This is a genomic window from Micromonospora terminaliae (genome assembly GCF_009671205.1).
In the GTDB taxonomy this organism is placed as follows: domain Bacteria; phylum Actinomycetota; class Actinomycetes; order Mycobacteriales; family Micromonosporaceae; genus Micromonospora; species Micromonospora terminaliae.
Window position 1 is genome coordinate 3,624,587 of the sequence record NZ_CP045309.1, and the last position, 24,578, is coordinate 3,649,164.

A 24,578-nucleotide genomic window follows, 5' to 3' on the forward strand; every position below is an offset into this window, starting at 1 on the left:
TCACCCCCCTCCCCTTGCAAACGGAGGCACCCCTCCGCTACGTTAGTGGAGGCACCCCTCCGGAACTGACCGGAGCCTTGCCTCCGGATAGCTTACTCCGGCTTTCCCCGCCGAGCCCACCCACCGCGGCCGGCGAACCAGACATCGGACCCGGGAGGTCCCACCATGCCCGCAACCCGCTGAGACACCTCAGCCCGCCGAGGCCGCCACCGTTGCTGATCCGCGCGAGCGGCACCCGGAACACCTTTCCCACGTCATGCGAACGGGAGCCATTTCCGTGATCGACACCGTCCGGCGCGACTCGCGCCGGTTGACCTTCCTCGTCCTCGCCGCCGGCGCCGGCTTCTTCGCGATGCTCCAGTCGCTGATCACGCCGGTGCTGCCCACCATCCAGCACGACCTGCACACCTCGCAGAACACCGTGACCTGGGTGCTGACCGCCTACCTGCTGTCCGCGTCGATCTTCACCCCGGTCCTCGGCCGGGTCGGCGACATGGTCGGCAAGGAACGGACCCTGGTCGTCTCCCTCGCCGCGCTCGCGCTGGGCTGCCTGCTGGCGGCCGTCGCGCCCAACATCGGCATGCTCATCGTCGCCCGGGTCGTCCAGGGCATCGGTGGCGCGGTCTTCCCGCTCTCCTTCGGCATCATCCGCGACGAGTTCCCCGCCGCCCGGGTGAGCTCGGCCGTCGCGGCGATCTCGGCGATCGTCGCCGCCGGGGGCGGCCTCGGCGTCGTGCTGGCCGGGCCGATCGTCGCCACCCTGGGCTACCGCTGGCTGTTCTGGATCCCGATGGTCGTCGTGGGCCTCACCGCGCTCGCGGCGCACCGGTTCGTGCCGGAGTCGCCGGTGCGTACCCCGGGCCGGATCAGCTGGGCGGCCACCCTGCTCCTCTCCGGCTGGCTGGTGGCGCTGCTGCTGCCGGTCAGCAAGGGCGCCACGTGGGGCTGGACGTCCGGCCGGGTGCTCGGCCTGCTGGCGCTCGCGGGCGTGCTCCTGGCCGGCTGGCTGGTGGCCGAGACCCGCTCGGCGAACCCGCTCATCGACATGCGGATGATGCGCCTGCCCGCGGTCTGGACGACCAACCTGGTCGCCCTGCTCTACGGCGCCTCGATGTTCTCCGTCTACGCCTTCCTGCCGCAGTTCGTGCAGATCCCCACCAGCGCCGGGTACGGCTTCGGCGCGAGCGTCACCCAGGCCGGGCTGCTCATGCTGCCCATGCTCGTCGGCATGTTCGTGGCCGGCCTCGTCGCCGGCCGGCTGGCGTCCCGGTTCAGCGCCAAGGCGCAGCTCTCCACCGGGGCCGTGTTCAACGTGCTCGCCGCGGCCATGCTGACCGTCGCGCACGACACCCGCTGGGAGATCGGCGTGGCCGGCGGCCTGGTGGGCCTCGGCATCGGGCTGGCCTTCGCCTCGATGGCCAACCTCATCGTGGCCAGCGTGCCGGCCCGCCAGACCGGCGTGGCCACCGGCATGAACGCCAACATCCGCACCATCGGCGGCGCGATCGGCGCCGCGGTGGCCAGCAGCGTGATCACGGCCCACCCGCAGGCGAGCGGGCTGCCCCGGGAGGCCGGCTTCACCATGGGCTTCCTGCTGCTGACCGGCATCTCCCTCGCGGCCGCGCTGGCCGCCCTGGCGGTCCCGTCCGGCCGCCGGGCGGCGCGGGCGCGGCACGGCCGGCCGCCGGCGCGGAGCACCGAGCCGGAGCTGACCGGCGAACTGGTGCCGGCGCGCTGAGCGGGCCCGACACCATCGCGCACACCGGCGGCGGCCGGCGGTCCATCCCGGACCGCCGGCCGCCGTCGCGCCGGGTCAGCCGATGGCGGCGGTCAGTGCGGCCAGGTAGCCGTACCGGTAGCCGTCGGCGTCCGGGTGGTACGCCTCGACGAGCCCGCTCACGTCGTTGATCCACGGGTCGGCGGCGCAGACGCCGTGACCGGCGAAGAACGGCCGGGCGTCGACGAAGGTGGCCCCGGCCGCCCGGGCCCGGTCGGCGATGACCGTGGCGAGCAGGTCGGCGGCGTTGTTGAGGATGGTCCGCTTGTAGGTGCTCATGGCCAGCAGGCCGCAGTAGCCGGTCTCGAACAGCCGCGGGTAGCCGAGCACCACGAGCCGGGCGTTGGGCGCCCGGTTCCGGATGGCGGCGTAGGTGTTGTCGAGCCGGCCGGGCAGGGTGGCGGTGGCGAAGGCCCGGCTGTCGTTGACGGCGCTCTCGCAGCTCGACGTGCTGCCGAAGCGGCAACTCGTGATGACGTCGGCGAAGCCGGCGTCGTTGCCGCCGATGGTGACGGTGACCAGGGTGGTGCTGGTGCTCAGCGAGTTCACCTGACTGCCGATCACGTCGGCGGTGACCGCCCCGCCGCAGGCCGGGAACCGGAAGCTGGTGACCGCGTGCGCGGCGACCCACAGCGGGGCGTACGACTTCTGGCTGCGCAGGCAGGTCGAGAGGTCGTACGGGCCGGCCCCGACGCCGGAGGAGTAGGAGTCGCCGAGGGCGACGTAGTTGACGGTGGCCGCCCGGGCGACGCCGGGGACGAGCACGGCACCGAGGACGGCCGCGAGCAGTGCGGCGAGGGCGGTGCGGACGCGACGGGACATGACAGGACCTCCACGGGACAGGGGTGGTGGAGCCCGTTGACCGCGCGCGTGGCCTGGGGAGTCGTGCTTGTTACTAGTCGGTAATCCTATCGAAACATCGCCATAGATTGAATAGCTCTCGCCCGCGTTCGAGGGCAGACGCGTTCACAACCGTCGATTAGGTTGGCGGTGCGTACACCCCGATGGAGGGAGTCCACCCGTGCGACGCGCTCTCACGGCGGCCATCGCCGCCCTGACCGTCACCACCGCCGGCACCGTCGTGACCGGCACCCCCGGCCAGGCCGCCGCCCTACCGGGCTGGGGCCGGCCGAAGCCCGCGGCGGCCACCCCGGCCCCGGGCAGCCCCGGCCTGGGCGACAGCTACTTCCCCGACTACGGCAACGGCGGCTACGACGTCGGCCACTACGACATCCGGCTGCGCTACGAACCGGCCACCGACCGGCTCAGCGGCACCACCACGATCCTGGCCACCGCCACCCAGGACCTGTCCCGGTTCAACCTCGACTTCCTCCTCGGCGTCGAGTCGGTCCGGGTCAACGGCTGGCCGGCCGCCTTCGCCCGGGAGGGCGTCCACGAGCTGGCCGTCACCGCGCCCCGGCCGATCCTCAAGGGACAGCAGCTCACCGTCGTCGTGAAATACGCCGGCATCCCGTCCGAGACGCTGGTCCAGGGCTACACGGGCTGGACCCGGGTCGCCGACGGCGCCCTCGCCGTCAACGAGCCCGAGTCGGCCTGGTGGTGGTTCCCGAGCAACGACCACCCGAAGGACAAGGCCACCTGGGACGTCTCGGTCTCGGTGCCGACCGGCGTCGAGGTGGTCAGCAACGGCGTGCAGCCGCGCGACCCGCTGCCCGAGGCCGGCAACCGCACCCGGTGGAGCTGGCGCAGCGTCAAGCCGGGCGCCACCTACCAGGCGTTCCTGGCCATCGGGCAGTACGACATCGTCACCGACACCGCGCCGAACGGGCAGCCGGTGATCAACGCGTACAGCACCACGCTGGGTGAGCGCGGGCCGGCCGCCCGGGCCAGCATCGAGCGCACGGCCGAGGTGGTCGACTGGGAGAGCGGCCTGTTCGGGCCGTACCCGTTCGAGGCGCAGGGCGGCGTGGCCGGTCCGATCGACGGCATCGGCTTCGCCCTGGAGACGCAGAGCCGCCCCGTCTACGGGCACAGCTTCTGGCGGCGCGGCGCCAACGTGTCGGTGGTGGTGCACGAGAACGCGCACCAGTGGTTCGGCGACTCCGTCTCGGTCGCCGACTGGCGCAACATCTGGCTGAACGAGGGCTTCGCCTCGTACGCCGAGTGGCTCTGGTCGGAGGAGCAGGGCGAGGGCACCGCCCAGGAGCTGTTCGACTTCACCTACGCCAGCTACCCGGCGGACTCGGAGTTCTGGCAGGTCCTCCCCGGTGACCCCGGTGCCGCCGGCATCTTCGACGACGCGGTCTACGACCGGGGCGCCATGGCGCTGCACCAGCTCCGGCTGGCCGTCGGCGACGAGGCGTTCTTCCGGATCCTGCCGGCCTGGACCGCCGCCCACCGCTACGGCAACGGCACCATCGCCCAGTTCCAGGCGCTCGCCGAGCGGATCTCCGGCCGGGACCTCGACGCGGTCTTCACCACCTGGCTGTTCACCGCCGGGCGCCCCGAGGTGGCCACCACGGCCCGCGGCGCGCTCGCCGCCCCGGCGCAGCCCAAGTCGTGGGCGAAGATCCGGGAGGCCCACGAGCTGCTCACGCACTGAGCGACGCGGGCGAGGGCCCGCTCCGGTCCCGGGAGCGGGCCCCGCCGGTCAGGCCGGCACGGGCGTGGCCGGGGCCGGCGCCGCCGCCTCGACCGCCCGGATGTGCCGGTAGGCGAACCAGAGCGGCGGGAACGCGCCGACGGCGAAGGAGAGGTCGACCAGCGTCCAGAACCACGGGATGTCCCGCAGCGGCCCGCAGATCAGCGCCAGCGGCACGATGCCGGCGCAGGCGATCATGCCGAGCTGCACCACCCAGACGTTGCGCACCGGGTCGCGCAGCGGCCCCCAGAACGCCACGGCGAGCACCAGGTGCGCGAAGGCGAGCCAGTCGGTGCCGTAGAGCATGAACGGATAGCGCTCGCCGGTCTCGACCAGGCCGGTGTGGACCCGCTCGATCCAGGCCACCAGCGCCGGGAACTGGCCGGCGAGCGGGTCCAGCGCCCGCAGCAGCCAGCGCACCTCCAGTTCCAGGGGGAACGCCGTCACCCCACTGAGGAACAGACCCACCACCACGACCCAGAGCCACCGGCGGATGCGCCGGAGGCGTACCTCGACGTCCATGCCCGCAGCGTAGTGACGATCTTCGCGCCGTCGGGCCCCGCGTGGCCCGGCGGCGGCATGACCTCGCTCACCCCGGCCGGGCGCCGCCTGGTCAGGCGGCGGGGCAGCCGTCGCGGTGCGCGAACGGCGACCGCAGCCCGGTCCACCGGGAGCGGCGACTGCCCCGGTGCGGCGCGCAGCCCGCGCAGTCCTGGTCCGCGCGGACGGCCCGGCCCGACCGGAGCCGGCCGGCGCCGGGACGCGCGCCCGGCAGCGCCACCGGTGACGCGCCGGCCAACACCGTCGGGCGGGGCAGCGCCACGGCGGTCGCGGCGGCCAGACCGGCGTCGGCCGGGCGGACGACCCGGGCGGCGCCGGTCGCGGCGATCAAACCCGCACCGGCCGGGCGGACCACCCGGGCGGCGCCGGCGGGTACGGCGCCCAGCACCGCGCCGGCCGGGCGGACGACCCGGGCGGCCGTGGCGGCGGCCCGGCGGACCGGGCGGGTCGCGGGCGCGGCCAGCACCCGGTTGAACCGGTGTGCCAGCCGGCGCTCGCGGAGCCGGTCCAGGGCCACCCCGGCCGCCGCCGTGGCGACGGCGGTGATCGTGCCGGCCAGCACCAGGGTCTGCCGGGGGCCGGCGTGCTCGGCCAGCCAGCCGAGCAGCGGCGCACCCACGGCCGCGGACACCGAGCCGGTGACCGCCAGGGCGGCCAGCACCCGGCCGCGCATGGCGTAGTCGGTGTCGAGCTGGGCCCGGGCGCCGACCGTGGTGTCGATGACCACCGCGGCGGCGGCCACCGGCAGGATCACGGCGGCGAAGCTCAACGTGCCCGGGGCCAGGCCGGCGACGATCTGCAACCCGCTGGCGAGCAGACCGGCGCCGACCAGCACCGCGTAGCTCAGTTCCGGACGGCGGGCCGCGAACAGGGCACCGAGCACCGTGCCGACGGCGAAGACGGTGGACAGCACGCCGTAGCCGGAGGCGCCGCCGTGCAGCGGCCCGTCGCTCATGGCGGCCATGGTGACCTGGTAGTTGCGGCCGAGGCTGCCGAGCACGAAGGACAGCGCCAGCGCGACCAGCACCACGGGCTGGCGTCTCAGGTAGCGGAAGCCGGCCCGGATGCCGCCGTCGGCCGGGGCCGCGCCGGCCGGTGCGGGCTCACCGGCGTGCCGCTCCCCCTCGCGTACCGCGAACAGCGCCACGACGACCGCGACGAAGCTGACGGCGTTCGCCGCGAAGAGCACGGCGGGGCCGACCGCGGCGACCACGACGGCGCCGAGGCTCATGCCGAGGATCCGCCCGGCGGAATTGGTGAGCGAGCCGAGCGCAAGGGCGTTGCCGAGGCTCTCCCGGTCCACCAGCGTGGAGGCCCAGCGGCCCATCACCGGGCCCTCGACGGCCGACACCGCGCCGGTGACCAGGGAGATCGCGAAGATCGCCGGGAGCCCGCCGGTGCCCGTGATCGCCACCACGGCCAGCGCGGCGGCGAGCAGTGCGTGCGCGGCCTGGGCGCCGATCAGCAGCGGCTTGGCGGGCAGCCGGTCGGCCAGCGTGCCACCCCAGACGCTCAGCACCAGCGTGGGCAGCGCCTGGAGCAGGACGGTGAACCCCATGGAGGTGGCCGACCCGGTCTGCGCCAGCACGTACCAGTTGACGCCGAGGACCTGCATCCAGGTCCCGATGACCGACACGAATCCGGCCGCGGCCCAGATCCGGTAGTTGCGGTGGCGCAGCGCGGCGAACGTGGCGCCGAGTGCCATGAGTCTTTCCCCGTCCAGACGGTGACACGACGAAGCCGGACCCCCGCGGGTCCGGCCAGCGCCCAAGTCTGGCGGCGGTCAAACCTACCGACGACAGTTGGTGAGGGGGTTCACGAGCCGGGTCGGGCGGCCGGTACGGGCCGGGCACGAACCGGATCCGGACGCCACGACACCCCGGTCCGGCAGGGACCGGGGTGCCGGTGACGCGACGGGTCAGCGGGCGGCGAGCGGCTGCCGCGCCGGGTCGACCGGCGCCGGCAGGGTCCCGGCCCCACCCAGGTACGCGTGGATGGCCGCGGCGGCGGCCCGGCCCTCGGCGATCGCCCACACGATGAGCGAGGCGCCCCGGTGCATGTCCCCGGCCACGAACACGCCGTCGGCGCCGGTCTGCCAGTCGGGGCGGGCGTCCACCGCGCCCCGGCCGTTGCGGGCCACCCCGAACTGGCCGAGCAGGGGCTGCTCCTCGGTGCCCTCGAAGCCGATGGCGAGGAGCACCAGGTCGGCCGGGATCTCCCGCTCCGAGCCGGGCAGGGACGTGACGATCCGCCGGCCGTCCACCTTCTCGACGGTGACCTCGGCGATCCGGACCGCCCGGACCTGGCCGGTGCCGTCGTCGACGAACTCCTGCACCGCCACGGCGAAGACCCGCTCGCCGCCCTCCTCGTGGGCCGGGTAGCTGCGCAGCACCCACGGCCAGGTGGGCCACGGGTCGCGCCCGGCGTCCCGGTCGGCCGGGGGCTCCGGGTAGAGGTCGAGCTGGTGCACCCCGGCCGCGCCCTGCCGGTGGGCGACGCCCAGGCAGTCGGCGGCGGTGTCGCCACCACCGATGATCACCACGTGCTTGCCGGCCGCGTCGATCGGCGTGCCGTCGGGCAGGGTGGCCAGGGCGGGCTTCCCCTCGCCCGCCGCGGCGACCACCCGGTTCGCGGCCACCAGGTGCGCCATGGCCTGGTGTACGCCCCGCAGCTCCCGCCCCGGCGTCGCCGGGGTGTCCCGGCCCTGCAGCGCGCCGCAGGCGAGCAGCACGGCGTCGTGCTCGGCGCGCAGCTGCTCGGCGGTGACGTCCACCCCGACCTCCACGCCGGCGCGGAAGCGCACCCCCTCGGCGGCGAGCTGGGCCAGCCGCCGGTCGACGTGCCGCTTCTCCAGCTTGAAGTCGGGGATGCCGTACCGGAGCAGGCCGCCGAACGCGTCGTCCCGCTCGTACACCGTGACGGCGTGGCCGGCGCGCGCGAGCTGCTGCGCGGCGGCGAGCCCGGCGGGGCCGGAGCCGACCACGGCGACCGACCTGCCGGTCTGGGCCGGCACCGGCTGCGGGCGCAGCCCGCCCCGGGCCACGGCGGCGTCGGCGATCTCCACCTCGACCTGCTTGATGGTGACCGGCTGCTGGCCACCCAGGCCGAGCACGCAGGCCGCCTCGCAGGGCGCCGGGCAGAGCCGCCCGGTGAACTCGGGGAAGTTGTTGGTGGCGTGCAGCGACTCCACCGCGGCGTCCCAGTTGCCGGTGCGGACCAGGTCGTTCCAGTCCGGGATGCGGTTGCCCAGCGGGCACCCGTCGTGGCAGAACGGGATGCCGCAGTCCATGCACCGGGTGGCCTGCTCGCGGATCAGCTCCTCGCCGGCCGGCGGGTAGACCTCCCGCCAGTCCATGATCCGCACGGGGACCGGACGGCGGGCGGGCAGCCGCCGGTCGTAGCGCAGGAAACCGTTCGGGTCAGGCACGAGCCACCTCCTGGGCGACCGCCCGCGGGGCGGGCGGCACCGGCGCAGCGGATGGTGCGAGCGCGCTCATCACCGCGTCGTCGACGTCATGGCCGGCGGCTTCGGCGGCCCGCATGATCTCCAGCACCCGGCGGTAGTCCCGGGGAACCACGGCGGTGAACTCCTCCACCGCCTCCGGCCAGCGCTTCAGCAGCTCCTCGGCGACCGCCGAGTCGGTCTCGGCGAAGTGCCGCTGGACCAGCTCGTGCAGCCGCTCCCGCTCCTGCACGCCCAGCGGCGACAGGTCGACCAGCTCGGCGTTGACCAGCCGCCGGTCGAGCCGGTGCACGAACGCCGTGCCGCCGGACATGCCCGCGGCGAAGTTGCGCCCGGTCGGCCCGAGCACCACGACCGTGCCGCCGGTCATGTACTCGCAGCCGTGGTCGCCCACACCCTCGACGACGGCCACGGCGCCGGAGTTGCGCACCGCGAACCGCTCGCCGACCCGGCCGCGCAGGAAGACCTCGCCGCCGGTGGCGCCGTAGAGGATCGTGTTGCCGGCGATGATCTGGTCCTCGGCGCGCCCGCCCGGGCCGGCGTCCGCGCCCGCGAACGGCGCGGCGGCGTCCGGGCGGACGACGAGCCGGCCGCCGGAGAGGCCCTTGCCGACGTAGTCGTTGGCGTCGCCGTGCAGGCGCAGGGTGACCCCGCGCGGCAGGAACGCGCCGAACGACTGGCCGGCGGTGCCGCGCAGCAGGAACTCGATCGTGTCGTCGGGCAGCCCGGCGCCGCCGAAGCGGCGGGTCACCTCGCCGCCGAGCATGGCGCCCACGCTGCGGTGCTCGTTGCGCACGGGCACCTCGACCCGGACCGGCGTGCCGTCGCGCAGCGCCGGCTCGGCCAGGGCGAGGAGCTGGTTGTCCAGCGCCAGCTCCAGGCCGTGGTCCTGGGCCCGGATCCCGCGCCGGGCCGCGCCCTCGGGCAGCTCGGGCAGGTGCAGCACCCGGCTGAGGTCGAGCCCGTGGCCCTTCCAGTGGTCGATCGCGCCGGCGACGTCGAGCAGCTCGGTGTGCCCGATCGCCTCGGAGATGCTGCGGAAGCCCAGCTCGGCCAGGTACCCGCGGACCTCCTCGGCCAGGAAGAGGAAGAAGTTCTCCACGAACTCCGGCTTGCCGGTGAAGCGCTCGCGCAGCACCGGGTTCTGGGTGGCGATGCCGACCGGGCAGGTGTCCAGGTGGCAGACCCGCATCATCACGCAGCCCTCGACGATGAGGGGCGCGGTGGCGAAGCCGAACTCCTCGGCGCCCAGCAGCGCCGCGACCAGCACGTCCCGGCCGGTCTTGAGCTGGCCGTCGACCTGCACGGTGACCCGGTCGCGGAGCTTGTTGAGCAGCAATGTCTGCTGGGCCTCGGCCAGGCCCAGCTCCCAGGGGGTGCCGGCGTGCTTGAGCGAGTTGAGCGGTGACGCGCCCGTGCCGCCGTCGTGCCCGGAGATCAGGATGACGTCGGCCTTGAGCTTCGCCACGCCGGCCGCCACGGTGCCCACCCCGACCTCGCTGACCAGCTTCACGTGCACCCGGGCGGCCGGGTTGACGCACTTCAGGTCGTGGACGAGCTGGGCCAGGTCCTCGATGGAGTAGATGTCGTGGTGCGGCGGCGGCGAGATCAGGCCGACGCCCGGGGTGGCGTGCCGGGTACGGGCGATCCACGGCCAGACCTTGTTGCCGGGCAGCTGACCACCCTCGCCGGGCTTCGCGCCCTGCGCCATCTTGATCTGGAGGTCGTCGGCGTTGACCAGGTATTCGCTGGTGACGCCGAACCGGCCGCTGGCGATCTGCTTGACCGCCGAGCGGCGCTCGGGGTCGTGCAGCCGGTCGACGTCCTCGCCGCCCTCGCCGGTGTTCGACCGGCCGCCGAGGCGGTTCATGGCGATGGCCAGGGTCTCGTGCGCCTCCGCGGAGATCGACCCGTACGACATGGCGCCGGTGGCGAACCGCTTGACGATCTCGCTCGCGGGCTCGACCTCGTCCAGTGGCACCGGCGGGCGCACCCCGGTGCGCAGGGTGAACAGCCCGCGCAGCGAGCCCGCCTTCGCGGCCAGCTCGTCGACCTTGGTGGTGTACTGCCGGAACACGTCGTACTGGCGGCTGCGGGTGGCGTGCTGGAGCAGGAAGACCGTCTCCGGGTTGAACAGGTGCAGTTCGCCCTCGCGGCGCCACTGGTACTCGCCGCCGACCTCCAGCCGGTCGCTGGCCCGGGCCCCGGCGGGCGGCCAGGCCAGCGCGTGCCGGGCGGCCACCTCGGCGTGGATCTCGGCCAGCCCGATGCCGCTGATCGTGCTCGGGGTGCCCCGGAAGTAGCGCTGGACCAGCCGGGTGTCCAGGCCGACCGCCTCGAAGACCTGCGCACCGCAGTACGACGAGACCGTCGAGATGCCCATCTTCGACATGATCTTCAGGACGCCCTTGCCGAGCGCCTTCACGTAGTTGCGGATCGCCGTACCCGGTTCCACGCCGACCAGGGCGCCCGTCGAGATCATGTCCTCGACGGACTCGAAGGCCAGGTACGGGTTGACCGCCGCCGCGCCGTACCCGATCAGCACGGCCGCGTGGTGCACCTCCCGGCAGTCGCCGGACTCCACGATGAGCGCCACCTGGGTCCGGGTCTGCTCCCGCACCAGGTGCTGGTGCACCGCGGCGGTGAGCAGCAGCGACGGGATCGGCGCCAGGTCGGCGTTGGAGTCCCGGTCGGAGAGCACGAGGATGCGTACGCCGTCCTCGATGGCCTCGGAGACGTGCCGGCAGATCTCGGTGAGCCGGGCCTTGATGCCGGCGCCGCCGTCGCGGACCCGGTAGAGCCCGGAGACCCGGACCGCCTTGAACCCGGGCAGGTCGCCGTCCTCGTCGATGGAGAGGATCTTGGCCAGCTCGTCGTTGTCGACGACCGGGTACGGCAGGACGATCTGCCGGCAGCTCGCCGGGCCCGGGTCGAGCAGGTTGCCCTCCGGCCCGATGGTGGACGCCAGGCTGGTCACCAGCTCCTCCCGGATGGCGTCCAGCGGCGGATTGGTGACCTGGGCGAAGAGCTGGTGGAAGTAGTCGTAGAGCAGTCGCGGCCGGGTGGACAGCGGGGCGATGGGGGTGTCGGTGCCCATCGAGCCGATGGGCTCCGCGCCGCTGCGGGCCATCGGGCCGAGCAGGATCTTCAGCTCCTCCTCGGTGTAGCCGAAGGTCTGCTGCCGGCGGCGTACCGAGTCGTGGGTGTAGACGATGTGTTCGCGCGGCGGCAGTTCGTCCAGCTCGATGAGGCCGGCGTGCAGCCACTCCCCGTAGGGCTGGGCGGCGGCCAGCTCGGCCTTGATCTCGTCGTCCTGGACGATCCGGCCGTTGACCGTGTCGACCAGGAACATCCGGCCGGGCTGGAGCCGGCCCTTGGCGACCACGGTCGCCGGGTCGAGGTCGAGCACGCCGGCCTCGCTGCCCAGCACCACGAGGCCGTCGGCCGTGCGCCACCAGCGGCCCGGACGCAGCCCGTTGCGGTCGAGCACCGCACCGACGATCTCGCCGTCGGTGAAGGCGACGGAGGCCGGCCCGTCCCACGGCTCCATGAGGCTCGCGTGGAACCGGTAGAAGGCGCGCTTGTCGGCGCGCATCTGCGGGTCGTTCTCCCAGGCCTCGGGGATCATCATGAGCACCGCGTGCGGCAGGCTGCGCCCGGCCAGGTGCAGCAGTTCGAGGACCTCATCGAAGTTGGCCGAGTCGGAGGCGGCCGGCGTGCACACCGGGAAGATCCGGCGGATGTTGCCGGGCAGGTGCGGGCTGCGCAGCAGCGCCTCGCGCGCCTGCATCCAGTTCCGGTTGCCGCGGATCGTGTTGATCTCGCCGTTGTGGGCGATGAACCGGTACGGGTGGGCCAGCGGCCAGGACGGGAACGTGTTGGTGGAGAACCGCGAGTGCACCAGCGCGATCGCGCTCACCACCCGCTCGTCCGTCAGCTCCGGGTAGAACGCCGGGAGCTGGTCCGGGGTGAGCATGCCCTTCCACACCATGGTCCGCCCGGACAGCGACGGGAAGTAGGCCGGCACGCCCCGCTCGGCGGTCTCCCGCTCGACCTGCTTGCGCAGGCAAAACGCCACCCGGTCAAGGTCGAGCCCGCTCAGCGGGGAGCCGGCGGGGCCGGCGGGCGCGTCGGTGAGCCGGTGCGCGGCCAGGAAGAGCTGCCGGACCCGGGGCATCGCCGCCAGGGCGGTCTCGCCCAGGCCGGACGGGTCGGTGGGCACGTCCCGCCAGCCGAGGATGTCGGCCCCCTCGACCAGCGCGTACTTCTCCACCACCTGGCGGGCGCGGGCCTCCGCGGCGTCGTCGTCGGGCAGGAACACCAGGCCGGTGGCGTACCGGCCGGCGGGCGGCAGCGGGAAGTCGACCACCGTACGCAGGAACGCGTCCGGCACCTGGATCATGATCCCCGCGCCGTCACCGGTGTTGTGCTCCGCGCCCCGGGCGCCCCGGTGGTCCAGCCGGCAGAGCGCCCCGAGACCGTTCGCGACGACCTCGTGCGAGCGGCGCCCGTGCAGGTCGGCCACGAAGGCCACACCGCAGGCGTCGTGCTCGTGCGCGGGGTCGTAGAGGCCCGTCGTCCGCGGGGCCGGCTGGGGGCTGTGAGGGTACGGAAAGGCCACCGGGCCTCCTGTCGTCACTCAGGTTGGAACATGGTGGGGACGACGTCGGCCCTCGGGGGTTTTATTGAGTCTACGTTAGGGCTTCCGGCGCAAGGCCAGTTCAGATTGATCACACTTCCAGAATCTGGGACGTGTAGTCTCGCGCGGTGGATGTCGTACGCGCTGACGTGCTCGACCGGTTGGAGCGGTTCTACGACGCCGTGCCCCGTGACGTGGCCCGGACGGAGGAACACGGCGGTCTGGCACTGTTCGTCCGCGACGGCGCCGGTTGGCCGTTCTACGCCCGCCCCCGCCCCGGCGCCACCGCGCCGCCCACGCTGGCCGACGTGACCGCCGTCCGCGCCCGGCAGCGCGAACTGGGCCTGCCCGAGGCGTTCGAGTGGGTGCACGAGATCACCCCGGACCTGCTGGCGGTGGCCCGCTCGGCCGGGCTGAGCGTGCTGGAGGCGCCGCTCATGGTGCTGGAGCCGGACCACCTGCCCGACCCGGCGACCCTCAGCGACGTACCCGTGCGGGTGCTCGACCCCGGCGACCCCGGCTTCGCGGCGGACGTGGCGCTGCGGCGGGCCGTGGCCGCGGTCGGCTTCTCGCACGGCGGAACCGCGCGCGGCGAGGCGGGCCCGGCCGAGCGGGACGCCGCCGTCTCCCGGCTGGACGTGGCCGCGCTGGAGGAGGAGGCGGTCCGCATCGCCGACGGCCGGCGCATCTCGGTGCTCGCCGAGACCCCCGCCGAGGGTGCGCTGGCCAGCGGCATGGCCATGCGGGTCGACGACGTGGCGGAGATCGCCGGCGTCGCCACGCTCCCGGCCGCCCGCCGGCGCGGCCTCGGCGCGGCGGTGACCGCCACCCTGGCCCACCGGCTGCGCGCCGCGGGCACCGACCTGGTGTTCCTCTCCGCCGGCAGCGAGGAGATCGCGCGGGTCTACCTGCGGGTGGGCTTCCGCCGCGTCGGCACCGCCTGCATCGCCGAACCCACGGCGGTGATCGGCTGACGCCGGTGTCCTCGTGCCCTTGGCCTGGGCCGTGAAGCGGTCAGGCCGGCGGGTGCCAGGAGGCGGCGGCGGTGGCCGCCGTGTTGCGCAGGCGCGGGCTGATCGTGCCCAGAGCGGCGTCGCGGGCGCGCAGCGCCAGCCGGCCCCGGGTCTGGAGGACGGCCGACATCCGGCGGGTCTGCCGCACCATGGTGGCCGCGCGGGGCCGGCGCAGCCGGTCATAGGCGGTCACCGCGTCGGGAAGCCGGGACTCCCGCAGCAGCGCCGACAGGGTGGCCGCGTCCTCGAAGGCGAGGCACGCGCCCTGCCCGAGGTGCGGCGGCATGGCGTGTGCGGCGTCGCCCAGCAGCACCACCCCGCCCGGCCCGGCCGGGAACCCGTACGCGCGGGGCAACGGGCGCAGCTCGCGGATCTCCTGCTGCACCACGTCGGCCGGGTCGGTCGCGTCGAGGAGCGTCGCGATCGGCGCGGGCCAGCCCGCGTACCAGCGCTTGAGCAGGGCGAGCTGCGTCTCCGGCGGCTCGGGGCGGGGCGCACCGGCGGCGGTGGCCACCCAGTAGATGCCGCCCCGGCGGGAGGCGCCCGCGGTGCCCCGGTCGCCGAGCGAGGCGGCCACGAAGCGGTAGCCCGCGCCCAGCGTCTCGCCGTGCACCGGCTGGTCGTCGGGGAGCTGCGGGGCCCGGTACCAGGGGATGACGGCCCGCCAGGCGGCGCAGCCGGAGCTGACCACCGCCGTTTCCGGGGCGAGCTGCCGGCGGATCTCGCTGTCGGTGCCGTCGGCCGCGACCACGAGGTCGGCCTCGACGGTGTGCCGCCCGTCGCCGACCGCGGGACGCTCGCCGGGCACCGCCCGCACCGTGCGCACGTTCACCCCGGTGCGCAGCTCCACCTGGTCGCCCAGGCCCGCGATCAGCGCGTCGTGCAGGTCCTCCCGGTGGACCACCACCGGCATCCGGTCGGCCGGGGTGGGGCGCGGCTGCACCAGCCAGTGCCCGTCGGGGCGGCGCACCCCGCCGTCGGGCAGCGGGGTGGCGATCGCGTCCAGCCCGGCGCCGAGGCCCAGGGCGCGCAGCGCGCGTACCCCGTTGGGCCAGAGCACCACGGCGGTCGTCTCGGGACGGACCCGGTCGGCCCGTTCGAGGAGGGTGACCCGCCAGCCGGACCGGGCCAGCGCTCCGGCCGTCGCCAGCCCGCCGAGGCCGGCGCCGACCACCACCGCGCTCCGCATGACTCCCCCGCTCAGCTGTCCCGGTCGGCGGGGCGGGCGCCGCCGGCGCCGGCCCGGTCCTGGCCCGTCCGGTCCTCGTCCGGCAGCACCTTGCCGGCCGGCTCGCGCTCCGCGTCGGTGGCGGCCCGGTCGGCCGCACCGGTCGCGGCCACGTCCGTCTCGTCGGTCCCGGCCCGGTCCGCCTCGTGGGTGGCGCCGGTCGCGTCGCGGTCGGCCTCGTCGGTCGCCGGCGCGTGGGTGGCGTCGGTCGCGTCGCGGTCGGCCTCGTCGGTCGCCGGCGGCTCCTCGGCCGGGACCTCGCCGGACTCCTGGTACGTGCGGAACTGCTCCTCGGACACCACCCGGTAGCCCTCCGGCGCGACCGGCCGCGCCCCGGCCTCCCGCGCCGAGAGGTCGACCTGGGACACGTCGCCGCCCGCGGGCGGGACCGGGGCGGCCGGCGTGCCGACCGGGATCAGGTATTCGCGCGGCCCGCGCACCCGCACGAAGTACGCCAGCGCGCCGAGGAAGACCAGCGCCGCGGTCCAGACGTTGAGCCGCACGCCGAGGATGTGGTTGGCCTCGTCGGTGCGCATGAGCTCGATCCAGAACCGTCCCGCCGTGTAGCCCATGACGTAGAGCGCGAAGGCCCGGCCCCGGCCCAGCCGCAGCTTCCGGTCGAGGACCAGCACCAGCGCCGCGACGCCGATGTTCCAGAGCGCCTCGTAGAGGAAGGTCGGGTGGTAGAGCCCGGGCTGGAGGACCGGGTTGCCGGCGTCGTCGCGCAGCGCGTGCCCCGGGTTGTCCGGGTCCATCACGTGGACCTCCAGACCCCAGGGCAGGCTGGTGCGCCCGCCATAGAGCTCGTTGTTGAACCAGTTGCCGACCCGGCCCACGGCCTGCGCCAGCGGCAGCCCCGGCGCCAGCGCGTCGGCCACCACGGCGAACGGGATGCCCAGCTGCCGGGCGGCGAACCAGGCGCCGACCGCGCCCCCGGCCACCGCGCCCCAGATGCCGAGGCCGCCCTCCCAGATGGCGAACGCCTTGAGCGGCTGGCCGTCGGCGCCGAAGTATTTCTCCGGCGAGGTGATCACGTGGTAGAGCCGGGCGCCGATGATGCCCGCGGGCACCGCCCAGACGGCGATGTCGAGCACGGCGCCCGGAGCGACGCCGCGGCGGCGCAGCCGGTACTCGGTGACCACGCAGGCCACCACGATGCCGACGATGATGCAGAGCGCGTACGCCCGGATCGGAACCGGTCCGAGCTGCCAGACGGCGGTGCCGGGGCTGGGCAGGGCCGCCAGGGGGGTCATCGGGGCGAGGGTCACGGGTGCACACGGTACCGGTGCGGACCGTGCTCGCGGCACCCCGGTACGGCCGGGTTCGCGGGTCGGATGACTTCTGGTTTGCGCGGTCGTAGGCTCTTTGTCCATGAGCGCGCTCACCTGGGCGGTCGCCGCGGTCGTCACCGACCCGTCCGGCCGGGTGCTGCTCTGTCGGCGTTCCGGCGGCAGCCGACGGTGGGCGCTGCCCGGCGGGCGGCTGCGCCGCGACGAGAGCCCACCCGCGGCCGCGCGCCGGGAGATCCGCGCCGAGACCGGCTGGGAGGTCGAGCTGATCGACCTCGTCGGCCTCTACCGGGTCGGCGACCCGGCCGCTCCCCCGCCCCCGGCCGGCCACTGCGGGGCCCTGCCGGACGTGCTGGTGCACGTGTTCCGGGCCCGGACGCTCGGCACGGCGCCGGTCGGCGGCCCGGCGGGCGGCTGCCACCTCGACTGGCACCCGCCGGACGCGCTGCCCGAGGCGCTCACCCCGGCCACCCGTGCCGCCGTCGCCGACGCCCTGGCCGGCCGCTCCGGCGTCCTCCGCGACCCGGCCCCGGCGGGAGGCGCCGCCGTGCCGGCGGAAGGCTCCGCCACGCCAGCGGAAGGCTCCGCCGCGCCAGCGAGAGGCTCAACCTCGCCGGCCGCCGAGGCGGCCCCGCCCGAACAGCGGTCCGGGGGCGAGCTGGGCACAGCCCGCCGCTGACCGCCGCCGGGAACCGGCTGCACCGCCTTCCCGCAGACCGGTCGCGAGTACCCCAGGCAGGTCCGCGAGCGCCTGTCGAGCTAATGACACAGGCGACTCACGCCCGGACAGGCCGCGGGCGACCGTGGCTACGGCGGGCGCCGCCAGGTCCGCGAGCGCCTGTCGAGCTGATGACGCAAACGACTCAGCCGTCGGAAGACCAACCCTGGGCCGCGCCGGGAAGCCAGCGGAGACGCGCGGGCTGACGGGCGCGGGTGAGGATCAGGCGCGGTCGGCGAGTCGGGAGGCGTCCCGCACGGTCACTCCACGTCGCCGAGGTGGCGGTATCCAGGGGTGCGGGAAACCGCCACCTCGGCGAGCCGGAGCGGGCGACCGACCCAGCGGCGGCGCACGACGTCGCCAACGACTCAGCTCGACAGGCAACCCGGCAGCACCGGGCGGGGCAGCCGGCGAGCCGAGGGGCGTCCGCGCAGCCACTCCACGTCGCCGAGGTGGCGGCCTCCAGGGGTGCGGGAAACCGCCACCTCGGTGAGCCGGAGCGGGCGACGGACCCGGCGGCGGCGCACGACGTCGCCAACGACTCAGCTCGACAGGCAACCTGACGGCGCCGAGCCGGGCAGCCGGGCGAGCCGGACGGCGTCCGCGCAATCGCCCCACGTCGCCGAGGTGGCGGTATCCAACGGTGCGGGACACCGCCACCTCGGCGAGCCGGAGCGGGCGACGGACCGACGGCGGCGCACGACGTCGCGAACGACTCAGCTCGACAGGCACGCTGACAGGATGCCGTCGGCCCGCTAGAGCATCCGGCGTGGGATCACCGCCGTGACGACGGGACGGGCGTCGGCGAGGGGCCACGGACGCCGCATCGGGGCCGGGAAGCGGGCCGCCGGGGCGGCCCGGCGGACCCGGTCAGCGGGCCGGGTTGCGGACGCCTTCGGCGAGTTCGGCGCTCAGGGCGCGCAGGGCCGTCAGGCCGGCGGCCTGGTCGGGCGCGTCGAGCAGGCAGCGGATCAGCGCGCTGCCCACGATTACCGCGTCGGCGTAGCCGGCGACCGTGCCGGCCTGGGCGCCGGTGCCCACGCCCAGCCCGACGCCGACCGGCAGGTCGGTGACCTCGCGCAGCCGGGATACCAGGATCGGGGCGGCCTCGGAGGTCTGCGACCGGGCGCCGGTCACGCCCATGATGGCGGTGGCGTAGACGAAACCGCGGCAGTGCTCGGCGGTCATCTTCAGCCGGGCGTCGGTGGACGACGGGGAGACCAGGAACGTCCGGTCCAGGCCGTGCGCCTCGGAGGCGGCCAGCCATTCGCCGGCCTCCTCGGGGATCAGGTCCGGCGTGATCAGTCCGGTGCCCCCGGCCGCGGCCAGGTCGCGGGCGAAGGAGTCGACGCCGTACTGCTCAATGGGGTTCCAGTAGGTCATGGTGACCACCGGCGCGCCGGTCGCGGCGGCGACCGTGTCGACGATGCGCAGCGCGTCCGCGGTGCGTACGCCGCCGGCCAGGGCGATGTCGCTGGCCTTCTGGATGACCGGGCCGTCCATCACCGGGTCGGAGTACGGGATCTCCATCTCGATGACGTCGACGCCGGCCTCGACCATGGCGATCATGGCGGCGATGCTGCCCTCGACGGTGGGGAAGCCGGCCGGCATGCAGCCGACCAGCACGGCCCGCCCGTCGGCCCGGGCCTTGTCGAAGGCGACCCCGATCCGGCTCACGCTCTCACTCCTTGTCGAGGATGCCGAAGTAGGCACCGGCGGTGTGCACGTCCTTGTCGCCCCGGCCGGACAGGTTGACCACGATGACCGGCTCCCGGCCCAGCTCGGCGGCGAGCTGCGGCGCGATCTTGCGGGCGCCGGCGAGCGCGTGCGAGCTCTCGAGCGCCGGGATGATGCCCTCGGTACGGCAGAGCAGCTCGAAGGCGGCCATCGCCTCGTCGTCGTCGACGGGCAGGTACGTGGCGCGTCCGCTGTCGTGCAGCCAGGCGTGCTCGGGCCCGACGCCCGGGTAGTCGAGGCCGGCCGAGATCGAGTGCGACTCGACCGTCTGGCCGTCCTCGTTCTGCAGGACGTACGTCCGGGTGCCGTGCAGGACGCCCGCCGAGCCGCCGGTGATGCTGGCCGCGTGCCGGCCGGTCGCCACGCCCTCGCCGCCGGCCTCGAAGCCGTAGAGCCGCACGCCGGCGTCGGGCACGAAGGCGTGGAAGATGCCCAGTGCGTTGGAGCCGCCGCCCACGCAGGCCGCCACGGCGTCGGGCAGCGCGCCGGTGAGGTCGAGGCACTGCTGGCGGGCCTCCACGCCGATGCCGCGCACGAAGTCCCGGACCATCTCGGGGAACGGGTGCGGGCCCGCGGCGGTGCCGATCAGGTAGTGGGTGCTGTCGACGTTGGCGACCCAGTCCCGCATCGCCTCGTTCATGGCGTCCTTGAGCGTGCGGGAGCCGGTGGTGACCGGGACGACGGTGGCGCCGAGCATCCGCATCCGGGCCACGTTGAGCGCCTGCCGCTCGGTGTCCACCTCGCCCATGTAGACCACGCACTCGAGGTCGAACAGGGCGGCGGCCGTGGCGGTGGCCACGCCGTGCTGGCCGGCGCCGGTCTCGGCGATCACCCGGCGCTTGCCCATCCGCTTCGTGAGCAGCGCCTGGCCGAGCACGTTGCGGACCTTGTGCGCCCCGGTGTGGTTGAGGTCCTCCCGCTTGAGCAGGACCCGCGCGCCGATCTGGGCGGAGAGCCGCCGGGCCTCGTAGAGCAGCGAGGGCGTACCGGCGTAGTCGCGCAGCAGGGCGTCGAACTCGGCGAGGAAGTCCTCGTCGGTCATCGCCTTCCGGTACGCCGCGTCCAGCTCGTCGAGCGCGGCGACCAGGGCCTCGGGGACGAAGCGCCCGCCGAACCGGCCGAAGTGACCGGCGGAGTCGGGAAGCTGGCCGGCCGGGGCCGCTGCGTCAGTGCTCATCGCGGGAGTCCTCTCGACGTGTCGGGCCCCGGGGCGGGGGTCAGCGCACCGGGCGGGGCGTGGCCGGGTGGTTGCCGGCGTTGACCAGCTCGGCGACCGCCTCGCGGGGGCTCTTCTGGGTGACCAGACCCTCGCCGACCAGGACGGCGTCGGCGCCGGCCGAGGCGTAGCGGATCAGGTCGTGCGGGCCGCGCACGCCGGACTCGGCGATCTTGACGACGCTGCTCGGCAGGCCGGGCGCGATCCGCTCGAACACCGAGCGGTCGACCTCCAGGGTACGCAGGTCGCGGGCGTTGACGCCGATCACCTGCGCCCCGGCCTCCATGGCCCGGTCGGCCTCCTCCTCGGTGTGCACCTCGACGAGCGCGCACATGCCCAGCGACTCGATCCGCTCCAGCAGCCCCATGAGGACGTTCTGCTCCAGCGCGGCGACGATCAGCAGCACCAGGTCGGCGCCGTGCGCCCGGGCCTCGTGCACCTGGTAGCTGGAGACCACGAAGTCCTTGCGCAGCACCGGCACGTTCACGGCGGCGCGGACGGCGGCCAGGTCGTCCAGCGACCCGCCGAACCAGCGGCCCTCGGTGAGCACGCTGATCGCCCGGGCGCCGCCGGCGGCGTAGTCGGCCGCCAGGTCGGCCGGATCGGCGATCTCGGCCAGCCGCCCCTTGGACGGCGACGAGCGCTTCACCTCGGCGATCACGGCCACGCCGGGCCGGCGCAGCGCCGCGTACGCGTCCAGCGGTGGCGGCGCGGCGGCGGCCAGCTCGCGGATCCGCTCCAGCGGAACCTGCTCCTGGCGCCGGGCCACGTCCTCGCGCACGCCGGCCAGGATCTCGTCGAGCACGCTTGCGGACGCCGCCGATCCGGCCTCGTCCCCCTCCGCGTGCGCATGCTCAGCAGTCACCAACGGACTCCCCTCTCCGGGTGTCATGGGCCGATGCTAGGGGGCGCCACCTGGAGGCAAGTGCCCGGGGGTATGGCGCTCCTCACGAAATGGGCTGTGGCATGATGACCGACTTCGGGTGAACGCGGTGTCACGCAGCGCCACGGCGCCCATCGACCGGCGTCACTCGGGCGCGTCCCGCGCCCTCGGCCGCTACATCGACCGCCGCCCATGACCTATCTCACCATGGGCGCCCGTTCCGCGCAGGATCGTGACGGCCGTCGATGCTGTGAGCAAGCTCAAGGCCGAACGGCCCTGCCCAGGTCGGACCGGCTGCCGCAGAGTTGACCCGGGCGTCACGCGGGCGAAACGTGAGCCCGGCAGCATCTTCCTCGGGCAAACTCGATGAGGCGGCTGCCGACCGTCGCCAACGATCTCGTGCGGGGTGACCATGAGCGCCAACGGGCCGAACCAGAGCCTCGGATTCACCACCATCTCCCGGAGCGTCGCGTCGCTCGCCGTCGGCGTGGTGCACACCCTCGAACGCGCCGTGGCCGGCGACGGCCGGATGCGCACCGCCCGGGGCAACGCCTGGGAGGCGGTCTGCGCCGACCGGGCCCGGGCCGCGCAGCGCCGCGAGCTGGACCGTCTGGTGGCCGAACTCGCCGCCGCCCGCGCCGCGGCTCGCGAGCGCCAGGACGCGCGCGACGCGCAGCCGGTGCGCTGACCCGCGGAGTTCTCGCGGCGCCGGCCGTCAGCCGACCGTCGGGTCCTCGCCCCGGTCCAGCGCCTCCCACGCGTCCCGGGTGCCCCGCTCGACCGCCGGCCGGTTCTCCCCGGCGGGCTCGGCGGGCCGGGCCGCCCGCCGCTCGTAGCGGGCGCCCATTGCGGGCCAGCCGCCGCCGCGCAGCGCGGTGAACAGCCCGCCGGCCAGCAGCACCAGCGCTCCCGCCAGCACCAGCGCCGGCCACTGCCGGCTCACCCCGGACTCGGTCAGGCCGTAGCCCCCGCCGGCCGCCACGCCCAGCCCGAGCAGGGTGAGCAGGCCGCCCAGCAGCCGCCGGACCCGCCCCCGGGTGGCCAGCACGGCACCGCCGCCGGCGAGCCCGACCAGGGCCAGCGCCGAGACCCAGGGCAGCAGCTCCGCGCCGGTACGGGCGTGCCGGGTGGGCGGCAGCGAGCCGCGCGCCGTCAGTTCGACCGACCAGGTGCGGGTCACCGCCCAGAACGCCAGGCCCGCGCCGGCCAGGCAGAGCAGCACGGCGTACGTCAGCTCGCGCCGGCCCCGCGCGGCGGGCGCGCCGGTCGACGCGCTCATCGCGCGGGCCGCAGCGTCTCGGCGGCGGCGATCGCGGCGAGCACGGCGGCGGCCTTGTTCCTGGTCTCCTGGTCCTCGGCGGCGGGATCGGAATCGGCCACCACGCCCGCCCCGGCCTGCACGTAGGCGCGGCCCTCGCGGATCAGCGCGGTGCGGATGGCGATGGCCATGTCCAGGTCGCCGCCGAAGCCGAAGTAGCCGACCGTGCCGCCGTAGAGGCCGCGCCGGACTGGTTCCAGTTCCTCGATGATCTCCATGGCCCGCACCTTCGGCGCGCCGGACAGGGTGCCGGCGGGGAAGGTCGCGGCCAGCGCGTCGAAGGCGGTGCGGTCCTCCCGCAGCTCGCCCACGACTGTGGAGACGATGTGCATGACGTGGCTGTACCGCTCGATGGTGGCGAACTCCGGCACCTCGACCGTGCCCGGCCGGCAGACCCGGCCCAGGTCGTTGCGGCCCAGGTCGACCAGCATGACGTGCTCGGCGCGCTCCTTCGGGTCGGCGAGCAGTTCGGCGGCCAGCCGGGCGTCCGCCTCGGGGGAGCCGCCGCGCGGGCGGGTGCCGGCGATCGGGTGCAGGAGCGCCCGCCGCCGCCCGTCCGCGCCGGTGCTCACCTTGAGGTGCGCCTCCGGTGAGGAGCCGACGATGTCGAAGCCGTCGAAGCGCAGCAGGTACATGTACGGGCTGGGGTTCGTGGTGCGCAGCACCCGGTAGACGTCGAGCGGGTCGGCGTGGGTGGGGCGCTCGAAGCGCTGGCTGAGCACGATCTGGAAGCACTCGCCGGCCCGGATCGCCTCCTTGGCCGCCTCGACGGCCTTCGGATAGCCGCCCTCCGGGGTCCGGCTGACCACCTCGCCGACGCCGGGCCGGGCGACCGTCGAGATCATGGGCGGAATCGGTCGGGACAGCGCCGTGGTCATGGCGTCCAGCCGGCCCACGGCGTGGTGGTACGCGGCCGACACCAGCGGCTCCCGGTCGGGCGTGTCCAGCGGGGGCAGCACCGCGTTGGCGACCAGGATCGCCGAACCGTCGTAGTGGTCGAGCACCACGAGGTCGGTGGCGAGCATCATGCCCAGCTCGGGCACGTCCAGCTCGTCCTCGGTCAGCTCGGGCAGCCGCTCGAAGCGGCGGACCAGGTCGTACCCGAGGTAGCCGACCATGCCCCCGGTGAGCGGCGGCATCCCGCTGGCCGGGTCCCAGGCCGGGCCGGCGAGCGCGGCGACGGTCTCGCGCAGCGCGGCCACCGGATCGCCGCCGGCCGGCACCCCGGCCGGCGGCTCGCCGGCCCACACCGCCGCGCCGTCCCGCTCGGTCAGCGTCGCGCTGCTGCGCACCCCGATGAAGGAGTAGCGCGACCAGGCCATCCCGGCCGAGCCGACGCCCTGCTCGGCGGATTCCAGCAGGAACGTGCCGGGGCCGCCGGCGAGCTTGCGGTAGACGCCGACCGGGGTCTCCGCGTCGGCGAGCAGCCGCCGGGTGACCGGCACGACCCGCCAGCGGGCCGCCAGGTCGGCGAAGGCGGCCTGGTCCGGGCTGACCGTGCCGTCGGTCATGAGGTCGCCTCCGGGGAGCTGACCGGCAGCTCGGTGAAGAAGCAGGTGCGGTGCCCGGTGTGGCAGGCGGCGCCGACCTGGTCGACGCTGACCAGCAGCGCGTCGCCGTCGCAGTCCACCGCGACCGAGCGGACGTGCTGGTGGTGGCCGGAGGTGGCGCCCTTGACCCAGTACTCCTGGCGGCTGCGCGACCAGTAGGTGGCGCGGCCGGTGGTGAGGGTGCGGTGCAGCGCCTCGTCGTCCATCCAGGCGACCATCAGCACCTCGCCGGTGTCGTGGGCGCGGACCACCGCGGCCACGAGGCCGTCGGGGGTGCGGCGCAGCCGGGCCGCGATGGCCGGGTCGAGCCGGGAGGGGCGGGCCGGGCCGGGGGCCGCGGGGCCGCCGGAGGTGGCGGGTGCGCCGGTCACCGGCGCGTCAGAGGCGGGCACGGTTGACCATTCTCCCGCACGGGGCACCGGCACCGCCGACGTGTCCCGCGAGGCGGGCGCGGGGCGGTCCAGCGCCCGCGTCAGCTGGCCGAGGTAGCGGTCCAGCCGGCCGTCGACCAGGGCCGCGGCCAGGTCCGCGCCGCCGACCGCGGCGATCTCCCCGGCGTACGGGCGGATCAGCGGGGCGATCCC

The 24,578-nt window shown here is 75.0% G+C and carries 18 protein-coding genes; 5 read left to right on the forward strand and 13 right to left on the reverse strand.

Features of this window, described 5'->3' with window-relative positions:
* Positions 1-277 precede the first annotated feature (277 nt).
* Positions 278-1,738 (forward strand): MFS transporter, encoded by a 1,461-nt coding sequence (locus GCE86_RS16375; RefSeq protein WP_154227781.1) that lies wholly within the window; start codon positions 278-280, stop codon positions 1,736-1,738.
* Positions 1,739-1,813: 75 nt separating this feature from the next.
* Here GCE86_RS16375 and GCE86_RS16380 read toward each other — a convergent pair whose 3' ends face one another.
* Positions 1,814-2,599: an SGNH/GDSL hydrolase family protein gene (locus tag GCE86_RS16380; RefSeq protein WP_154227782.1), complete on the reverse strand. Its 786-nt coding sequence runs from the start codon at positions 2,597-2,599 to the stop codon at positions 1,814-1,816.
* 199 nt (positions 2,600-2,798) lie between these two features.
* Between GCE86_RS16380 and GCE86_RS16385 the strand changes: the two genes are divergently transcribed.
* A complete protein-coding gene (locus GCE86_RS16385; protein ID WP_154227783.1) occupies positions 2,799-4,340 on the forward strand; it encodes a M1 family metallopeptidase in 1,542 nt (513 codons plus the stop codon).
* Positions 4,341-4,388: 48 nt separating this feature from the next.
* On the opposite strand, the gene GCE86_RS16390 is transcribed toward GCE86_RS16385, so the two are convergent.
* The 4 genes from GCE86_RS16390 to gltB all read right to left on the reverse strand — a co-directional run bounded on the left by GCE86_RS16390 (position 4,389) and on the right by gltB (position 13,024).
* Complete coding sequence (locus GCE86_RS16390) at positions 4,389-4,901, reverse strand: hypothetical protein (RefSeq protein WP_154227784.1); 513 nt, start codon at positions 4,899-4,901, stop codon at positions 4,389-4,391.
* A 91-nt stretch (positions 4,902-4,992) separates the two neighbouring features.
* Positions 4,993-6,645: an MFS transporter gene (locus GCE86_RS16395; protein ID WP_154227785.1), complete on the reverse strand. Its 1,653-nt coding sequence runs from the start codon at positions 6,643-6,645 to the stop codon at positions 4,993-4,995.
* A gap of 213 nt (positions 6,646-6,858) precedes the next feature.
* Positions 6,859-8,367, reverse strand: a complete 1,509-nt coding sequence (locus tag GCE86_RS16400) for a glutamate synthase subunit beta (RefSeq protein ID WP_154227786.1) — start codon at positions 8,365-8,367, stop codon at positions 6,859-6,861.
* Positions 8,360-13,024, reverse strand: coding sequence for a glutamate synthase large subunit (gltB, locus tag GCE86_RS16405; protein ID WP_154227787.1), 4,665 nt, complete (start codon positions 13,022-13,024; stop codon positions 8,360-8,362). The genes GCE86_RS16400 and gltB overlap by 8 nt, the downstream gene beginning before the upstream one ends.
* Positions 13,025-13,170: 146 nt before the next feature.
* Between gltB and GCE86_RS16410 the strand changes: the two genes are divergently transcribed.
* Positions 13,171-14,016, forward strand: a complete 846-nt coding sequence (locus GCE86_RS16410; protein ID WP_154227788.1) for a GNAT family N-acetyltransferase — start codon at positions 13,171-13,173, stop codon at positions 14,014-14,016.
* 40 nt (positions 14,017-14,056) lie between these two features.
* Here GCE86_RS16410 and GCE86_RS16415 read toward each other — a convergent pair whose 3' ends face one another.
* Positions 14,057-15,244 carry an FAD-dependent oxidoreductase gene (locus tag GCE86_RS16415; RefSeq protein ID WP_154227789.1) on the reverse strand — a complete coding sequence of 396 codons (1,188 nt, stop codon included), beginning with the start codon at positions 15,242-15,244 and terminating at the stop codon, positions 14,057-14,059.
* Positions 15,245-15,255: 11 nt separating this feature from the next.
* Entirely contained in the window at positions 15,256-16,536 is a 1,281-nt protein-coding gene (gene lgt / locus GCE86_RS16420; RefSeq protein ID WP_204342620.1) for a prolipoprotein diacylglyceryl transferase, read from the reverse strand.
* A 118-nt stretch (positions 16,537-16,654) separates the two neighbouring features.
* Between lgt and GCE86_RS16425 the strand changes: the two genes are divergently transcribed.
* Positions 16,655-17,251 carry an NUDIX hydrolase gene (locus tag GCE86_RS16425; protein WP_154227791.1) on the forward strand — a complete coding sequence of 199 codons (597 nt, stop codon included), beginning with the start codon at positions 16,655-16,657 and terminating at the stop codon, positions 17,249-17,251.
* A gap of 909 nt (positions 17,252-18,160) precedes the next feature.
* Here the strand turns inward: GCE86_RS16425 and trpA are convergent.
* The 3 genes from trpA to trpC are packed head-to-tail and all read right to left on the reverse strand — an operon-like array spanning position 18,161 to position 21,048.
* Positions 18,161-18,967 (reverse strand): tryptophan synthase subunit alpha, encoded by an 807-nt coding sequence (gene trpA, locus GCE86_RS16430; protein WP_154227792.1) that lies wholly within the window; start codon positions 18,965-18,967, stop codon positions 18,161-18,163.
* A gap of 4 nt (positions 18,968-18,971) precedes the next feature.
* On the reverse strand, positions 18,972-20,204 hold the full coding sequence (gene trpB / locus GCE86_RS16435) for a tryptophan synthase subunit beta (protein WP_154227793.1): 1,233 nt from the start codon (positions 20,202-20,204) through the stop codon (positions 18,972-18,974).
* A 40-nt stretch (positions 20,205-20,244) separates the two neighbouring features.
* Positions 20,245-21,048 (reverse strand): indole-3-glycerol phosphate synthase TrpC, encoded by an 804-nt coding sequence (gene trpC / locus GCE86_RS16440; protein ID WP_208818130.1) that lies wholly within the window; start codon positions 21,046-21,048, stop codon positions 20,245-20,247.
* Between the two features lie 490 nt (positions 21,049-21,538).
* On the opposite strand from trpC, the gene GCE86_RS16445 reads away from it, so the two are divergent.
* Positions 21,539-21,814, forward strand: coding sequence for a hypothetical protein (locus tag GCE86_RS16445; protein WP_154227795.1), 276 nt, complete (start codon positions 21,539-21,541; stop codon positions 21,812-21,814).
* Between the two features lie 27 nt (positions 21,815-21,841).
* Here GCE86_RS16445 and GCE86_RS16450 read toward each other — a convergent pair whose 3' ends face one another.
* The 3 genes from GCE86_RS16450 to hisI are packed head-to-tail and all read right to left on the reverse strand — an operon-like array spanning position 21,842 to position 24,386.
* Entirely contained in the window at positions 21,842-22,405 is a 564-nt protein-coding gene (locus tag GCE86_RS16450) for a Trp biosynthesis-associated membrane protein (RefSeq protein WP_154227796.1), read from the reverse strand.
* Positions 22,402-23,955 (reverse strand): anthranilate synthase component I, encoded by a 1,554-nt coding sequence (locus tag GCE86_RS16455; protein WP_154227797.1) that lies wholly within the window; start codon positions 23,953-23,955, stop codon positions 22,402-22,404. Before GCE86_RS16455 ends, GCE86_RS16450 begins: the two co-directional genes overlap by 4 nt.
* The gene (hisI, locus tag GCE86_RS32090; protein WP_154230532.1) at positions 23,952-24,386 is read right to left on the reverse strand and encodes a phosphoribosyl-AMP cyclohydrolase; all 435 of its coding nucleotides are present in this window, start codon (positions 24,384-24,386) and stop codon (positions 23,952-23,954) included. Before hisI ends, GCE86_RS16455 begins: the two co-directional genes overlap by 4 nt.
* Between the last annotated feature and the right edge of the window lie 192 nt (positions 24,387-24,578).

Coding starts and splice junctions, on each gene's coding strand:
- GCE86_RS16380 (WP_154227782.1), bottom strand. CDS start 2,599: ATGTCCCGTCGCGTCCGCACCGCCCTCGCCGCACTGCTCGCGGCCGTC.
- GCE86_RS16390 (WP_154227784.1), bottom strand. CDS start 4,901: ATGGACGTCGAGGTACGCCTCCGGCGCATCCGCCGGTGGCTCTGGGTC.
- GCE86_RS16395 (WP_154227785.1), bottom strand. CDS start 6,645: ATGGCACTCGGCGCCACGTTCGCCGCGCTGCGCCACCGCAACTACCGG.
- GCE86_RS16415 (WP_154227789.1), bottom strand. CDS start 15,244: ATGCGGAGCGCGGTGGTGGTCGGCGCCGGCCTCGGCGGGCTGGCGACG.
- lgt (WP_204342620.1), bottom strand. CDS start 16,536: ATGACCCCCCTGGCGGCCCTGCCCAGCCCCGGCACCGCCGTCTGGCAG.
- GCE86_RS16425 (WP_154227791.1), top strand. CDS start 16,655: ATGAGCGCGCTCACCTGGGCGGTCGCCGCGGTCGTCACCGACCCGTCC.
- trpB (WP_154227793.1), bottom strand. CDS start 20,204: ATGAGCACTGACGCAGCGGCCCCGGCCGGCCAGCTTCCCGACTCCGCC.
- GCE86_RS16445 (WP_154227795.1), top strand. CDS start 21,539: ATGAGCGCCAACGGGCCGAACCAGAGCCTCGGATTCACCACCATCTCC.
- GCE86_RS16450 (WP_154227796.1), bottom strand. CDS start 22,405: ATGAGCGCGTCGACCGGCGCGCCCGCCGCGCGGGGCCGGCGCGAGCTG.
- GCE86_RS16455 (WP_154227797.1), bottom strand. CDS start 23,955: ATGACCGACGGCACGGTCAGCCCGGACCAGGCCGCCTTCGCCGACCTG.